This window comes from [Empedobacter] haloabium (assembly GCA_008011715.2).
Classification (GTDB): Bacteria; Pseudomonadota; Gammaproteobacteria; order Burkholderiales; family Burkholderiaceae_D; genus Rugamonas; species Rugamonas haloabia.
Map to the genome: position 1 here is coordinate 1,869,965 of CP136508.1, position 15,222 is coordinate 1,885,186.

A 15,222-nucleotide genomic window follows, 5' to 3' on the forward strand; every position below is an offset into this window, starting at 1 on the left:
CTCGAGATTTGTGGTGACACTTTATCCACGTCGGCTGGCAGAGGTCTGTGCGATGCCGCACCTTGTCCCGCCGGGTGTGCTGTTGCAAAAAATGCAGCTATGTTCGCCAGCGAACAGAAACGCTAGCGCAACTGTTGCACACTGTTGTCATCGCAGCAAAACAACACAGGATTGGTCGGAGAGAACATGAAGTCCACATTTCGTGCCGCGTGGATGCTGGCGGCGGCAAGCGTGCTGATGCATACGAGTGCCATGGCCGCGGCCACGCCGGAGGCAAAAGCGCTGTACCGCAACGCCAAACAGGCTGCCGCGAGCGAGTACAAGGCGGCCAGGGTGCGCTGCGATGCGCTGGCGGGCAATGCCAAGGACGTCTGCGTGGCCGAGGCGAAGGCCGCCCGGGTGCGGGCCGAGGCGGATGCAACGGCGCAATACAAGAACACGCTGCGCGCCTACACGAAAGCGCGCAAGGATATCGCCGAGGCCGACTATGCGGTCGACCACAGCCGCTGCGAAGCGCTGGCCGGCAACGCCAAGGACGTCTGCATCCGGCAGGCCAAGGCGACGCGCACGGCGGCGCTGGCCGACGCGCGGGCCGACAAGAAAGTGATCGAGGCGCGCAGCAATGCGCGCGAAGACAAACGAATCGCCGAGTACAAGGTGGCCGCCGAAAAATGCGACGCCTTGTCCGGCACGGCCAAGGAGCAGTGCGTCTCGGCCGCGAAAACCCAGTTCGGTTACTGACCGGCTGACCACAGCTCGTTCCCGGGCATTTTTTGACCACACCAAGAAGGAGAAACATCATGAAAATCGCTCAAAAAATCGTTACCGCAGTCTTCACCGCTGCCACCGTGTTCTCCGTCGTCGGTTGCGCCGGCAGCGCGACCAAGGAAGGCACCGGCGAGTACGTCGACGATGCCGTGCTGACCACCAAGGTCAAGGCTTCGATCTTCAACGAGCCGACCCTGAAGTCGACCGAAATCAACGTGGAGACCTTCAAGGGTACCGTGCAGCTGTCCGGCTTCGTGGCACAGCCTGGCGACATCACCAAGGCCGGCGAGATCGCCCGCGGCGTGAAGGGCGTGAAGTCGGTCAAGAACGACATCCGCGTCAAGTAAGAAGGACGCGGCCGGTACCGCCCACGGGCGGTTCCGGCGGCCGCAAGCCCTATGGACCGCCCGCCCCATCCTGGAACACCCGTCGACAGCACACCGTTTGAACCGTCGCCGGACGCCACGGAAGTCGCGGGCAAATTGCATTGGCCGCTGCACGTGCATGCGCGCGGCCTGGCCCTGGGCGTCATCGCCACGGTGGCCTTCCTGTACGCCCTGCAATGGGCCAAGAATTTCCTGGTTCCCCTGTTGCTGGGGATCTTCATCGCCTATACCCTCAATCCCGTGGTCTCGTGGCTGGAGCGCCTGCGCATCAAGCGCGCGCTGGGCGCCACCCTGGTGACGGCCGCGATCCTCGTCGCCTCGGCCGTCACGATGGACAAGGTGCATGGTGAATTCGAGAACATCGTCGACGAGCTGCCGACCATCACGCATAAGCTGTCGCGCCTGCTGGCCTCGACCACCGGTGGCAGCACCAGCACGCTGTCGCGCATCCAGGCGGTCGCCACCGAGCTGGAACAGGCCACGGCCGGCAGCCAGGCGCGGCGCGCCGCCAAGCGCCAGCAGCCGGCCACGGTAGAGTCCAGCAGCGGCGGCATCCGTGTGATGGACTGGGTCTGGGTCAGCGCGCGCGGCCTGGCGGGCTTCCTCAGCCAGGCCACGATGGTGATCTTCCTGGTGTTTTTCCTGCTGCTGTCCGGCGACACGTTCAAGCGCAAGCTCGTCAAGCTGACGGGGCCGTCGCTGTCGAAGAAGAAAATCACCGTCCACATCCTGGAGGACATCAATACCTCGATCCAGGCCTATATGTTCATGCTGCTCGTTACCAACGTGCTGCTGGCGCTGCTGATGTGGATCGTGCTGCGCGCGATCGGCCTGGAGAACGCGGGCGCGTGGGCCGTGGTGGCGGGGCTGTTGCACATCATGCCTTACTTCGGCCCGCTCCTGATCACCAGCGCCACCGGCCTGGTCGCCTTCCTGCAGTTCGAATCGCTGCAGATGGTGCTGCTGGTCACCGGTGCCTCGCTCGGCATCGCCACCCTGGTCGGCACCTTCGTCACCACCTGGATGACGGGCCGCATCGCCCGCATGAACGCCGCTGCCGTCTTCGTCAGCCTGCTGTTCTGGGGCTGGTTGTGGGGCGTCTGGGGGCTGCTGCTGGGCGTGCCCGTGATCGTCGTGCTGAAGGTGGTGGCCGAGCGGGTGGAAGGAATGGAAGTGGTGGCGGAGCTGCTGGGCGAGTAATTCGCACGACGCTGCCGGTGACGGGCGCCGATCGCGGATCGGTGCCTGCCACCGCGGGTGTCACGCCTTCTTGCTCTTGACGATCAGCCGCCCTTGCTCATCGCGCGGATGATGCTTCAGGCTGCCCAGCCGCAGCGCGTACTGGCGGGCGAACTCCGCGCCCAGGAAGAAGATCTGCGCCGAGTAATAGACCCACAGCAGCAGTGCGATCGTCGAGCCCGCCGCGCCGAAGCTGCTGGCGACACCGCTGTTGCCGATATAGGCGCCGATGCCGAATTTCCCCACCATGAACAGCAGGGCCGTGCCGATGGCGCCGATGACCACGTCCGTCCAGCCCAGCCGGATGCGCGGCAGCATTTTGTAGATGACGCCGAACATCGTCGCAATGACGAGGAAGCTGATCGTGTGGTTGACCAGCGTGATGATGAAGGTGGCATTCGGCCAATAGCTGTTCCAGAAGCGCTGGAAGATCTCCAGCGCGGCACTGACGACGAGCGAAGTCAGCAGCAGGAACCCCAACGCCAGCACCATGCCGAAGGACAGCAGCCGGGTGCGGACCGTGTCCCATACCGTGTTGTCGGTGACGGGCGGCAGTTGCCAGATGTCGTCCAGGCTCGTCTTCAGCTCGGCAAACACGCTGGTGGCGCCAAACAGCAGCAAGGCGCCGGCGATGATCGTGGCGATGCGCCCTTCCTCCTCGTTGTGGGCCCCGGCCAGGATCAGCTGGATCGCCTCGGCGCCTTGCGCGCCCATCATGCCGCGCAATTGATTGAACAGCTCGCCCTGGGCCGCTTCCTTGCCGTAGAAGAAGCCGGCAATGGCAATCACGAGCACGAGAATGGGCGCCAGCGAAAACAGGGTGTAGAAGGCGAGGGCGGCGCCCTTGCTGCTGCCGCGATGGTCGAACCATTCCATGACGGCGCAGTACGACAGCTCCGGCAGCTTTTTCGCGATATGGGGTAACTTTCTCCAGCTCAATTTTGCCTCCGCAAAAACAAAAAGGGGCAAGCGCCCCTTTTTGCATGGATGATCGCGGCCGGCCACGCGGACCGGCTGCGGCGTGTGTGCTTACTGCACGCGGCGTTCGATGGTGATCTGTTCGACTTCGACGCGGCGGTTCGGTTCCAGGCACTTGATCAGGTCGGCGCGCTTCTTGTCGTTGCACTGCACGACCGGCTCGTCCTCGCCCTTGCCCTGGGTTTCCAGGCGATCCGAGGCGACGCCCTTGCCGACCAGGTACTGCTTGACGGCGGCGGCGCGCTGTTCGGACAGCTTCTGGTTGTACTGCTTCGAACCGATACGGTCGGCGTGGCCGGTGATCGTGATGCCGGTCAGGCTGGTGTTTTCGTTCAGCACGCGCGCGATGTCGTCCAGCTTCGGCTGGTCGCCGCGCAGTTTCGCCTTGTTGAACTCGAACAGTTCGGTGGCCGACATCGTCACTTTCTCGAAGCGGGCTGGTGGCGGTGGCGGCGGAGCGACCGGGGCTGGCTGCTCGGCGATCGGGGTCGGTGCCGGCGCTGGTGCCGGGGCCGGCGCGGCTTTCGGCGACGGGCCGAACGCGAAGTTGAAGCCGACGTTGGCCACGACGTTGTTGGAACGGTCGTGACGGAATTCATCGGAGCCGATGAAGCCGTACACGCTGCGCACGTCCGCCTGGAACGAAACGCGGTCGTTGATGACGGACTGGAAGCCCAGGCCGGCGTTCACGTACGGCGACGTGCGGTGCGGTTCAGCCAGGCTGCCGCGGCGGTTTTCCTTGTCGCGCTCGGCACCGATACCGAACAGCACGAACGGACGGAAGGTCTTGCGCGAGAACATGTAGAGGGCGTCCACGCCCAGCGTCTGCTGTTCGTAGCGGGCGCCGTTCTCACGCGAACGGCCGTAGGTGTAACCCATCTGGATGTCCCAGTTCGGGGCCACGGCCTTGCCGAACTTCAGGCCGGCGCCGTAGCCGGTCTTGTCGGTGGCCCAGTCCGAATCAGGCTTCAGGCCCAGGACGCTGGGCTGGAAGTACCAGTTCGGATTGATGTCGGCTTCCTGCGCCTGGGCGGCGAACGAAGCACACAGCAGTGCTGCGGCGATAGCGATATTTTTGGTTTTGTTCACTGATAACTCCTGATGCGTTGAAAGGAAATCTTGTGCGACAGCAATTTTAAAAGGAGCGGCGATTTTTTGCTCTTCTTTCTTTATTGCGACAATTGCATTGCCGTTAGGTCAAGTGTAGGCGCCGCCCTCGGGAAGCTTCGGTGCGCTACCGCACAAACACATTGCGTTATATCAAAGGTGTTGGGAACTTACAACAGAACCAATCGTGCAGGCGGCGGTCCAAGTTGTCGGTACAGGCAGGTTTGACCGCGTCGGACGCCGGCAACGGTCGCACGAAACACTGCTGAGGTAGCTTTGCCCGGGCTGCGGTGAAAAGCCCAAGCGGCCAGAATTTTTTGTAGATGTTGCATTAAGGCACGCACATGGTTGCCGCCGCCAGCCATCGCCATCGCCCATGCCCACGGCGGAAATCCTGATGAGAAACAAGGGCTTAATGATCAGCAGCAGAGGAAGACCCGTCGGGCATGCGCCGTGTCTGATAAAAGTCGAGCGATAACGTTTAAACCATTTTATGTTCGTTGCCGCACAGACTCCTGTTCGCCAAGAGAGCAATCTACAACCTACAGATTACAGATGTGGCACGGCGTCCCTGGCTCTTCCGTGCCTTTCGGCTACCGTTATAAGGAGTGTTCAAATGCATGCAATCCGAGAAACTCACGACCTGTCGAACAGCGATGTGATGGCCGCCCAGGAAGTGCGCGAGCCGGCGGCCCCCGCCGCCAAGGCGCGCCTCGCACTGGTCGAGCGCCCCGGCCCGGGTACCGAGCGCAAGGCATTGTCGCTGGCTCCGATCGAGCGTGTACGTTCAACCTCGGCAACGCTGCGTCGTATCGAGAACATGCAGAAGTTGATCGGCGAGCTGCAGAACCACGAAATGCTGGCCGACGAAATCGCCTGGTTCCTGAAGTTTTCGCCGTCGGGTGCCCGCAAATACATTCGTGACCTGCGCGAAGCCGGCGTCATCGAACTGGCCCGTTACATCGAAGGGACCGCCACCTACCTGGGCAAGGCCGTGTACCGCCTGACGCCGGACGCCGAGCGCGTCCAGGCCTTCCTGGCAGCCATCGTGCAGCCGAAACGCGAAGGCGCGCCTCCGCGCAAGGAACGCCCGAGCCTGCGCGAGCAGAGCATGGCAGGCAGCGGCCGTCATTTCCACATCCTGGCAGACGATACGCACTACGCCATCCGCGTCAACCGGGGTCCCGTCACGCGCGATCCGCTGGTGGCCGCCCTGTTCGGCGCTCCGCAATCGCTGCAGAAGGCACAGCAGTAAGCCGCCGTCCCGGCTGGCGCCTGAAGGTGGCAGGCTTCGCTCGAGGCTGCCCATCGCCCGGCGCTACTGCTGTGGTACCGTTACCTTGTGCCGCCGTGTTGCAGTGCCTGCCGCTGCGCCGTTGAAATGTTGACCACACGCCCCATCTGAGGGGCACGTGTGACTTCGGGACGGCGAAATGGAAGCATTGCTCAGTATGACCCTGTTGGCGCTGGCCGTTGCCACGCCATTCTGGTACCCGCGCTGGACCCTGAAGCGGGCATTGGCGCGACCGCTGCCGCCCGCTGCCTTGCGCACGCTGTCCGAATATATCCCCGTCTACGACCGCCTCGAGCCCGCCTTGCAGCAGCAGCTGCAGCGCCTCGTCGTCCAGTTCCTGCACCAGAAGAAATTCGTCGGCTGTGCCGGCCTGGAAGTCACGGACGAGATGCGCGTGGCCATTGCCGGCCTGGCCTGCATGCTGTTGCTGAACCGTCCCACCAAGGTCTACCGCCCGCTGCACACGATCCTCGTCTACCCCGGTGCCTTTGCCGCGCCGCGCCAGGAAATCGGGCCCGGCGGCATCGTCACCGACGCGCGCCAGACCATGCTGGGCGAATCCTGGACGGATGGCCGCGTGGTGCTGTCGTGGGACGACGTGGCACGCGGCGCACGCGAGTGGAGCAGCGGCCACAACGTCGCCCTGCACGAATTCGCCCACCAGCTCGACAGCGAGTCGGGCACCACCAACGGCGCGCCTTACCTGGGCAGCGCGGACAACTACCGCAGCTGGTCGGCCGTGCTGTCGCGCGATTTCGCCCACTTGCGCCATGAAGCATGGACCGGTAATCCGGACAGCGTGCTGGATCACTACGGCGCGACCAGCCCGGCGGAGTTCTTCGCGGTGGCCACCGAAGCGTTCTATGGCAAGCCGTGGCAGCTGTGCGAGCGTCACCCCGCCTTGTTTGACGAGCTGCGCAAATACTACCGCGTCGATCCGCGCACTTGGCAGGATGCGCCGGTCGTGGCGCCGGTGATCGTCGACGTGCCGGCCGCGCCGGCCAACCGCTCATTCGCCTGGGCCAACTGGTAAATCCGGACGACGGCCTGGTTCGTGTCCCACCGCGGTGTCAGTCACCACAGCGGGACACGAGCTCGAGCACGGCTGCCCCCCGTCGGCCTGACACGGCCGTAGCGCCCGCTCATATGTGCGTCAACGAACGGAAGCGCGGCATCCGCGCGGGCAAGCTGACTGGGTTCAATCATGCGGGAGAAAACAATGACAACGATCATCGCAGGACATTTCCAGTTGCAGGAAGAGGTCGACAACGCACGCCAGGCACTCGTCGATGCGGGCTACCCGGCCGACGCGATCAGCGGCTTCTACGTCAGCCAGCCGGGCCAGCACGATGCCCATCCGCTGGGCGGCGACCGCGACAAGTCGCCGGGCGCCAAGGACAGTCCCGAAGGCCTGGCGAAGGGCGCTGCGACGGGCGGCGCGATCGGCGCCGCGCTGGGCGCGGCCACCGTGCCGCTGACGGGGCCAGCCGGGCCTGTCGTCGGCGGCCTGGTCGGCGCGCACGTGGGCTCGCTGTACAGCTTCTCGCACATGAAGGACAAGGGTGAGCCAGAGCGCGGCGGCGAGAACATGGCCGAGCCGCGCGCGCCGGGCATGATGATCGCGGTGGCGCTGCCGGACGGTGACACGAACCGCGCCATCGGCCTGCTGCGTGACCTGGGCGCCCGCCGCATCGAACAGGCGGACGGCACGATCACGGACGGCGACTGGAAGGACTTCGATCCGCTGTCGCTGCCGCGCTTCGTCGGCTGATCAGGCGCCGCGGCATTGCCGTCTGCGCCACGGGGAGGGGAGATGACACAGGCATGGCTGATCCTCACCGGGCCGGATGGCCGCGACATCGCCGCGCCGACGGAAGCGCAACTGGCGGCGACACTGGCGGACTTGTACGCCGGCCACACCCGCGCGGCGGATGACGGCCCGGGCTCGGCCGTGCTGCGGTTCGGCTATGACGACGGGCTGATGTACCAGTTGGAAGTCGGCGCCGGGGGTACCGTGCGCTACGAGGAGTGGTCGGACCGCGACTGCGAGATCGCGCTGGCCGAGCCGCGCCAGATGTCGGCCGGGCCGGACGAAGCGCTGCAGCTGTGGAAATGGCTGGCGCAGCGGCAGGTGGCGCGGATACGGGAGCAGGACTGGCTGGACGGATGAGACCAATGGTGACCGAGTTTTCCCCTACCTAGTGCGCCATCAGCACCGGCACCGTCATCCCGTCCAGCACCGCGCGCGTCACGCCGCCCAGCAGCGTCTCGCGGATGCGCGAGTGGCCGAAGGCGCCCAGCACCATCAGGTCGCAGCTGCGCTCGGCGGCCAGTGCCAGCAGCGATTCGCCCACCTGCGAGGGCCGCTTCAGCAGGCCGTGCCGCGGGCTGGCGTCCAGCGCCACCTGGGCCGCCACGCCATGCCGGCCCAGCCAGGCGACCAGGTCCGCGCCGGGCGCGTTGCCGAACAGCGCCGGATGCAACTCGGCATCGAGGATCGCCACCGTCACGCTGTCGGCGCGCCGCAGCAGCGGCAAGGCCTCGCGCACGGCACGCGCCGCTTCCTTGCTGGCGTTCCAGGCCACCAGCACGTCGCGGCCCGGCGCGGGCGCGCCCGGGCTGGCGACGCCGGCCGCGCTGACGGAAATCGATCCGCGCGGCCGCGCCGTGTGCGGCACCACGAGCACGGGACAGCCCGACTCCGTCAGCACCTCGGCAGGGAAACCGGCCGCGCTGCCGCGCTGGCCCGGCAGCGCCTGGCCGACGATGGTCAGGTCCGCGTGACGGGCCACCAGGGACAGGCCGGCACCGGGCTCGTCGTCCAGTACGCGCTCTTCGTACGAATGCACGCCGAGCGCGTGCAATTGCGGCGCGAAGCCGGCCAGGGCGCGCGCGGCGCGTTCGCGCAGCACGTCCAGGTGCCGTGCCAGGTTGGGGTCCTGCTCGTCCACCATCTCGTTCTGGTACAGGAAGCGCGACACGCCCGTCAGCGCCACGCCGATCACGTGGGCATCGTTCTGCAGGGCGAGTTCGGCCGCCATCAGCACGCGCGCGCCGGCGTGTGGGGCTTCATCGAGATGCACGAGGATCGTCTTGTAGGCCATGCGCCAATTATAGAAGTGGCGTGAACGGGTGTGCGCACGGCAGGGGCGTCAATGGCCGCGCCGTTCCATGCGCGTCTGGCAGCCGATGCACAGGCATGCTTCGGGACGCGCATCCAGCCGCGACGCGCCGATCGGCCCGCCGCAGCTTTCGCAGATGCCGTACTCGCCCTGGTCGAACTTGGCCAGCGCATGCCGGATGGCGGCCAGCTGCGCGAGCCGGTGCTCGTCCGCCTCCGCTTCCAGCTGGTTCAGCGTGCGGTTGCTGGCGCTGTCCGCCGGCGACGTCTCGATTTCCTCGACGGCTGGCGTACGGTTGAATTCGCTCGCGGTCCCGTCTGGGAACTGGCTCAGCAAGGTGCTCTTGCGCACTTCCAGCAACGCCTTCAGTGCCGCCAGCCGATCCGGTGTCAAGTCGTTCATCTGCGTGCTCTCGAGTGCGCGCGGACGGCGCGGGTTGGACACCGTTGCAACGCGTGGTATGGCGACGGCCGTGCCGGCTTCACGCATGCAACTCACGCTCCCATTGTATGCCCGTCGTCCGGTTTGCGCGAGTCGGCCCGGTAGGCATCCAGGTTGTCCCTCAGGTCTTCCAGCGCCGCGGCCGCTTCCTTGGCCTGCGCACCCACGATCGCGCCTGTGAGTCCCAGCAGTGCGGCGACGATGCCGGCGATGTCCTTGGCGCGGTCGAGCTTGCGGATCGTTTCACGCGCCCGCGCGGTCACTTCCAGCAGCTGCGCCTGCGGCACGACCAGACCGGCCGTGGCCAGGCGCGCGGCGTCCACGTACAGGCTGTTGGCCTGCTGGCGCAACGCCACTTCCTGCTCGAACAGCGCCTGCGCATCCGCATGCGTGATGCCGCCGCCATCGACGCCGTCCGCCACGTCGGCTGGCGCGTCGCCATCCGTCCTGTCCGCCTGCTGGCCGTTGCGCCGGATCGCGCGCATGATGCGTTCGTGCAGCGCGCTGGCGCTGGCGGACAGGCTGTCGGCCAGCGCTTCGATGTCGGCGGGCCTGGTGCTGGGGAATGAAGCGCTCATGGCTGGGCTCCTGTGGCGGTCGATGGCGGGGCGGGCGTGGCGACGCGCACGCTGGCCGCGGCGCCGTCGAGGCCCTGCACCAGCGCCTGGTGGCGCGTCTGGATCTCGTGCACGTGGCGCGCGGCCAGCGTGTGGCGCAGGCCCAGCAGGCGGTACTCGCTGGCCTTGTCCTGCCGGTGCGCCTTGGCCAGCACGGCCAGCAGGCGGTCCTTGGGCGTGTCCGCAAACGCCGTTTCCACGTCCAGCGTGCCCAGCACGATGGCGCGCTCGTTGTCGTGCGTCTTGTCGTAGTGGCGCAGTACCGTGCTCATCGCGTCCAGCGACGCCTGCATCGGCTCGTAGCCTTCGCGCAGCAGCGCCTGCACGGCCTTGTCCTGCTCGCGCGCGCCGACCAGGCGCGCCAGCAGCCGGGTCAGGCCCGCGTAAGCGCTGACGTGGCGGTCCGTGATGCCCGCGTCCGGCCAGGCCTTGATGCCCGTGGCCGCCCCCTTGAGCTGGTCGTCCACGCTGAACTGCTCGCCGCCGGCCAGCGTGCCGAGCGCCCGCATGTAGGCGACGACCGCCTGCCCGATCGCGATGAAGTCGGGGTAGGCGTCGCGCCGCTTCTCGTCGATGGCGCGCTCGCGCTGGTCGGCGGCGGCCGACAGGTAAGGTTGCTCGCGCTGGTAGGTGTCGCGGTAGCGCTGGCTCAGCTCCGCGTACGACGTCAGGGTGGGCGCCAGCGCGGCGAATTCGCGCACCTCGTCCAGCCGCCGCTGGCCCGCGCAGCCCGTCAGCCCGGCCAGCAGCAGCGCCACCAGGGCCAGCCGCCAGCAATGCCGCAACAGGGAGGGGAAAGCGGGGTGGACGGACAACGCGCGCATGATGAGCCTTTCTCGTGACCGGAATCAGTATGTTGCGGCAGGCGAAACGGCTGTCGTTTGCGCGAACGCAAACACAGTCACGGCGTTGTTGGCCGTCGTCGTAAGGTTAATGCATTTACACGACGGTGCGCCAGCCTAATCCCGCCACAGTGTTGTCGCGCGGACGGTATTCGCAGCCGACCCAGCCTTCGTAGCCCAGGTCGTCGAGCAGGCGCAGCAGCGGTGGATAGTCGATCTGGCCCGTGCCCGGCTCGTGCCGTCCCGGGGCGTCGGCCAACTGCACGTGGCGGATCGATGGCAGGCAGGCACGCAGGCTGTCCTCCAGCGGCTCTTCCATCCGATACATATGGTAGATGTCGTATTGGAGATACAGGTTGGGCCGGGCGCAGGCGGCGAGGATGTCGAGCGCATCGGCGCTGCGCTGCAGGAAATAGCCGGGCATGTCGAACCCGTTGATCGGCTCGATCAGCACGCCGATGCCGTGCGGCGCGAACAGCTCGGCCGCATACTGCAGGTTGACGATGTACGCCTCGCGGGCCCGGCGCGACGGCAGCCCGGGCGGCAGGATGCCGGCCATGCAATGCACGTACGGCACGTTCAACCGGGTGGCGTAGCGCAATGCCGTCTGCACGCTGGCGCGGAATTCGCTCATGCGGCGCGGATCGCAGGCGTTGCCGCGGTCGCCGTGCTCCCAGTCGCCCGGCGGCAGGTTGTGCAGGGCCAGTTGCAGGCCGTTGTCCTCCAGGCGGCGGGCGATGTCGTCCGGATCGTATTCGTAGGGGAAGAGGAATTCGACACCCTCGAAGCCGGCGTCGCGCGCGGCGGCGAAGCGGTCGAGGAAGCTGTGCTCGGTAAACAGCATGGACAGGTTGGCGGCAAAGCGGGGCATGGCGACTTCCAGGAGCAGAAAGTTGTCATACTATCAGTTTGGCGACGGATCGGGCACTGACAGTATGAGCAGGGCTCATATTCAGGGGCGCTGTTCGCGCGAACGGCGCGCCAAAAAAAACCACCGCGCGGCGGTGGTTCAACTCGATCGCCGCAAGCGACGAATCAAGGGGTAAGGCAGATGAATGGTTCAGCGGCCGCGGCCGCCGCCGGTGCGGGCCTGGGCCGGCGCGCCGGAGCGCTGGCCGCCGCCGCGCGCGACATTGCCGCCGCTGCGGCCGCCATTGCCGGCGCCGGCGCGGTTGCCGCCGCCGTTGCCCGCGGCTGCGCGGGGCTGGCCGTTGCCGCCCGGCTTGCCGCGACCGCCGCCGCCGTTGCCGCCGCCCGGGCGGGGGTTGCGGTGGTGGCCGGTGCCGCTGCGCAGCTGGATCGGCTGCGGGCGCGCGTTCGGGTCCGGCTCGAAGCCAGGAATCACTTCACGCGGCAGCGTTTGCTTGATCAGTTTCTCGATGTCCTTCAGCATGTCGTGCTCGTCCACGCAAACCAGCGACACGGCCTCGCCCTTGGCGCCGGCGCGGCCGGTGCGGCCGATGCGGTGCACGTAGTCTTCCGGCACGTTCGGCAGGTCGTAGTTGACGACGTGCGGCAGCTGGTCGATGTCGATGCCGCGCGCGGCGATATCGGTGGCGACCAGCACCTGCAGGGTGCCGTCCTTGAATTCGCTCAGCGCGCGCGTGCGCGCCGATTGGCTCTTGTTGCCGTGGATCGCCATCGCGCCGATGCCGTCCGCGCCCAGCTGTTCGACCAGCTTGTTGGCGCCGTGCTTGGTGCGGGTGAACACCAGCACCTGGGTCCATTGGTGCGTGCGGATCAGGTGCGACAGCATCGGGTGCTTCTTGTCGCGGTCGACCGGGTGGATCTTCTGGGCGATGATCTCGACGGTGGAATTGCGGCGCGCCACCTCGATCGTGGCCGGATTGTCCAGCAGGCCGTCGGCCAGTGCCTTGATCTCGTCGGAGAACGTGGCGGAGAACAGCAGGTTCTGACGCTTCGGCGGCAGGGCGGCCAGCACCTTGCGGATGTCGCGGATGAAGCCCATGTCCAGCATGCGGTCGGCTTCGTCCAGGATCAGGATCTCGACCTTGTCGAGGTTGACCGTGCCCTGCTGCATATGGTCCAGCAGGCGGCCCGGGGTGGCGACCAGGATGTCGACGCCGTGCTTGAGCAGCTTGATCTGGGGATTGATGCTGACGCCGCCGAAGATCACGGCGGAGTTCAGCTTCGTGTATTTGCCGTACACCTTGACGCTTTCCTCGACCTGCGCCGCCAGTTCGCGGGTGGGCGTCAGGATCAGAGCGCGGATGGGGCGGGGCGACGTGTTGTTGGTCAGCTTCGTGCCGAAGGCGTCAGTGGACAGGCGGTGCAGCACGGGCAGCGTGAAGCCAGCGGTCTTGCCGGTGCCGGTCTGCGCGCCGGCCAGCAGGTCGCCGCCGTTCAGCACGGCCGGAACAGCCTGGCTCTGGATCGGCGTGGGCGCCGTATAGCCCGTTTCGGTAACGGCACGCACGATCGCGTCGGACAAGCCAAGTTGAGAGAAGGACATAGGTACTCGATCAGTAATCCCCGTCAGGATTGACAGGTGAAAAATATTGCATCCGGGCGGAATTTCCGCACAGATAGTATAGCAGCGATTCTCAACGCTAATTTCGTGCTGGAAATAAAAAAAGGAGGCTTTCGCCTCCTTTTTTGTAACAATGTCACAGATTGTTAGCAGATCGATATGAGTTCGCCGACGTTTACGCGAATTCGGCCAGCAGCGGGACCATCTGGCCGAACACGCGCGGGCTGGCCGCGATGATGTGGCCGGTGGCCATGTAGTTCGATTCGCCGTTGAATTCGCCGGCGATGCCGCCCGCTTCCGTCACCAGCAGCGAGCCGGCGGCGATGTCCCACGGCTGCAGGTTCTTTTCATAGAAGCCGTCCAGGCGACCGCAGGCGACATAGGCCAGGTCCAGTGCGGCCGAACCGGCGCGGCGCACGCCGTGGCAGCGCTCGGCCATGATGCCGTACATTTTCAGGTATTCGTCCAGCGCCTTCGGGCTGCCGTTCTTGTAGCCCGTGCCCAGCAGGGCGCCGCTGATGCGGTCCTGCTTGCGCACGCGGATGCGCTTCTCGTTCAGATAGGCGCCGGCGCCTTTTTCGGCGGTAAACAGGTCGTTGGCGACCGGATCGTAAACCAGGCCGAGCGTGACGACGCCGCGCTGCTGCAGCGCGATGGAAACCGCGTACTGGGGGAAGCCGTGCATGAAGTTGGTGGTGCCGTCCAGCGGGTCGATGACCCACACGAATTCACTCTCGTCGTTCACGTTGCCCGTGGTGCCGGATTCCTCGCACAGGAAGGCATGGTCGGGATAAGCTTTTTGCAAGACTTCGATGATGGCCTGCTCGGCGGCCTGGTCGACGTCCGTCACGAAGTCGTTGTGTTGTTTTTCGGTGACAGTGACCCGGTCCAGGTCGAACGACGCGCGGTTGATGACGGCGGCGCCGCGACGGGCGGCCTTGATGGCCGTGTTGAGCATTGGATGCATTGCAATTCCCCAAATGGAAGCGCGACCCTGGCCCGCCGCACGTCGTGCGGCAGCGATAGGATCGGCAAGCTGTGAACAAGAATGAATTAAAGAGCGGCCGCGAGGCCAGGTGGTCAGGGTAGAATCCGCACCCACCGACTCGCGAAAACCGCTATTTTAAATGAAGCAGCCCGAAATCACATCGTCTCTTTTCAGCCGCCTGCGCGTGGTGCTGGTGGAAACCAGCCGGGCGGGCAATATCGGCGCGGTCGCGCGCGCCATGAAAACGATGGGATTTTCCGACCTGGTGCTGGTCAGCCCGCGCTTTGATGGCATGACGGCGCACGAGGAGGCGGTGGCGTTCGCCAGCGGTGCGCAGGACCTGCTGGCCGGCACGCGCGTCGTCGCCACCATCGCCGAGGCGCTGGAAGGCATCAACTACGCGGCCGCGGTGTCGGCCCGCCTGCGCGAGTTCTCGCCGCCCGTGCACACGCCGCGCGAGGTGGCCGAGCATGCCGCCGCCACGGCCGACCTGCACGTCGCCCTGGTGCTGGGCAACGAGCGTTTCGGCCTGCCGAACGACATCGTCGAGCGCTGCAACGTGCTCATTAATATCCCCGCCAATCCGGACTACTCGTCGCTGAACCTGGCCCAGGCGGCGCAGGTGCTGGTCTACGAATGCCGCATGGCGGCGCTGGCGGCCGGCAGCACGCCGGCGCCGAAGGCCGAGGTCGGCTTTCATGGCGAGGCTGCCTCGCTGGCCCAGATCGACGGCATGTACCAGCACCTGGAGCAGGCGCTGGTGGCCGTCGGCTTCCTGGACGCGCACAATCCCCGCAAGCTGATGCCGCGCATTAAGCGCCTGTTCGCCCGCACCCAGCTGGAAACGGAAGAGGTGAACATCCTGCGCGGCATCGCGCGCCAGATCCTGGTGCGCTGCAAGACGGAAAACTGAGGCCGGACTCTAATCGCACGGTCGTTCCTCTCGTAC

General features: G+C 66.1%; 17 protein-coding genes. 8 read left to right on the plus strand and 9 right to left on the minus strand.

The features are described from left to right. Positions 1–186: 186 nt before the first annotated feature. The 3 genes from E7V67_008135 (at position 187) to E7V67_008145 (ending at position 2,354) form a co-directional block, all read left to right on the plus strand. Positions 187–741 carry a hypothetical protein gene (locus tag E7V67_008135; protein WUR15065.1) on the plus strand — a complete coding sequence of 185 codons (555 nt, stop codon included), beginning with the start codon at positions 187–189 and terminating at the stop codon, positions 739–741. Between the two features lie 59 nt (positions 742–800). Then, complete coding sequence (locus tag E7V67_008140) at positions 801–1,115, plus strand: BON domain-containing protein (protein ID WUR15066.1); 315 nt, start codon at positions 801–803, stop codon at positions 1,113–1,115. 135 nt (positions 1,116–1,250) lie between these two features. Next, positions 1,251–2,354, plus strand: coding sequence for an AI-2E family transporter (locus E7V67_008145; GenBank protein ID WUR16241.1), 1,104 nt, complete (start codon positions 1,251–1,253; stop codon positions 2,352–2,354). A gap of 60 nt (positions 2,355–2,414) precedes the next feature. Here the strand turns inward: E7V67_008145 and E7V67_008150 are convergent, their stop codons facing one another. Both E7V67_008150 and E7V67_008155 read right to left on the minus strand, forming a co-directional pair. Beyond that, entirely contained in the window at positions 2,415–3,269 is an 855-nt protein-coding gene (locus E7V67_008150) for a YihY/virulence factor BrkB family protein (protein ID WUR16242.1), read from the minus strand. Positions 3,270–3,422: 153 nt separating this feature from the next. Then, positions 3,423–4,460, minus strand: coding sequence for an OmpA family protein (locus tag E7V67_008155; protein WUR15067.1), 1,038 nt, complete (start codon positions 4,458–4,460; stop codon positions 3,423–3,425). Positions 4,461–5,139: 679 nt separating this feature from the next. Between E7V67_008155 and E7V67_008160 the strand changes: the two genes are divergently transcribed. The 4 genes from E7V67_008160 (at position 5,140) to E7V67_008175 (ending at position 7,942) form a co-directional block, all read left to right on the plus strand. Then, entirely contained in the window at positions 5,140–5,733 is a 594-nt protein-coding gene (locus tag E7V67_008160; GenBank protein WUR16243.1) for a winged helix-turn-helix domain-containing protein, read from the plus strand. Between the two features lie 178 nt (positions 5,734–5,911). Next, the gene (locus tag E7V67_008165) at positions 5,912–6,805 is read left to right on the plus strand and encodes a zinc-dependent peptidase (protein ID WUR15068.1); all 894 of its coding nucleotides are present in this window, start codon (positions 5,912–5,914) and stop codon (positions 6,803–6,805) included. 186 nt (positions 6,806–6,991) lie between these two features. Beyond that, positions 6,992–7,543 carry a hypothetical protein gene (locus E7V67_008170; GenBank protein WUR15069.1) on the plus strand — a complete coding sequence of 184 codons (552 nt, stop codon included), beginning with the start codon at positions 6,992–6,994 and terminating at the stop codon, positions 7,541–7,543. A 42-nt stretch (positions 7,544–7,585) separates the two neighbouring features. Then, positions 7,586–7,942 carry a hypothetical protein gene (locus tag E7V67_008175; protein ID WUR15070.1) on the plus strand — a complete coding sequence of 119 codons (357 nt, stop codon included), beginning with the start codon at positions 7,586–7,588 and terminating at the stop codon, positions 7,940–7,942. 28 nt (positions 7,943–7,970) lie between these two features. Here E7V67_008175 and E7V67_008180 read toward each other — a convergent pair whose 3' ends face one another. The 7 genes from E7V67_008180 to E7V67_008210 all read right to left on the minus strand — a co-directional run bounded on the left by E7V67_008180 (position 7,971) and on the right by E7V67_008210 (position 14,243). Then, positions 7,971–8,876, minus strand: coding sequence for a universal stress protein (locus tag E7V67_008180; protein ID WUR15071.1), 906 nt, complete (start codon positions 8,874–8,876; stop codon positions 7,971–7,973). A gap of 48 nt (positions 8,877–8,924) precedes the next feature. Continuing rightward, on the minus strand, positions 8,925–9,296 hold the full coding sequence (locus E7V67_008185; protein ID WUR15072.1) for a TraR/DksA family transcriptional regulator: 372 nt from the start codon (positions 9,294–9,296) through the stop codon (positions 8,925–8,927). Between the two features lie 92 nt (positions 9,297–9,388). Beyond that, complete coding sequence (locus E7V67_008190) at positions 9,389–9,913, minus strand: hypothetical protein (protein ID WUR15073.1); 525 nt, start codon at positions 9,911–9,913, stop codon at positions 9,389–9,391. Beyond that, positions 9,910–10,776 carry a hypothetical protein gene (locus E7V67_008195; protein ID WUR15074.1) on the minus strand — a complete coding sequence of 289 codons (867 nt, stop codon included), beginning with the start codon at positions 10,774–10,776 and terminating at the stop codon, positions 9,910–9,912. The genes E7V67_008190 and E7V67_008195 overlap by 4 nt, the downstream gene beginning before the upstream one ends. A gap of 115 nt (positions 10,777–10,891) precedes the next feature. After that, positions 10,892–11,665, minus strand: coding sequence for a TIM barrel protein (locus E7V67_008200; protein WUR15075.1), 774 nt, complete (start codon positions 11,663–11,665; stop codon positions 10,892–10,894). A gap of 189 nt (positions 11,666–11,854) precedes the next feature. Further along, complete coding sequence (locus E7V67_008205) at positions 11,855–13,267, minus strand: DEAD/DEAH box helicase (GenBank protein ID WUR15076.1); 1,413 nt, start codon at positions 13,265–13,267, stop codon at positions 11,855–11,857. 193 nt (positions 13,268–13,460) lie between these two features. Continuing rightward, the gene (locus E7V67_008210) at positions 13,461–14,243 is read right to left on the minus strand and encodes an inositol monophosphatase family protein (GenBank protein WUR16244.1); all 783 of its coding nucleotides are present in this window, start codon (positions 14,241–14,243) and stop codon (positions 13,461–13,463) included. A 169-nt stretch (positions 14,244–14,412) separates the two neighbouring features. Between E7V67_008210 and E7V67_008215 the strand changes: the two genes are divergently transcribed. Then, a complete protein-coding gene (locus E7V67_008215) occupies positions 14,413–15,186 on the plus strand; it encodes an RNA methyltransferase (protein WUR15077.1) in 774 nt (257 codons plus the stop codon). The last annotated feature ends 36 nt before the right edge of the window (positions 15,187–15,222 follow it).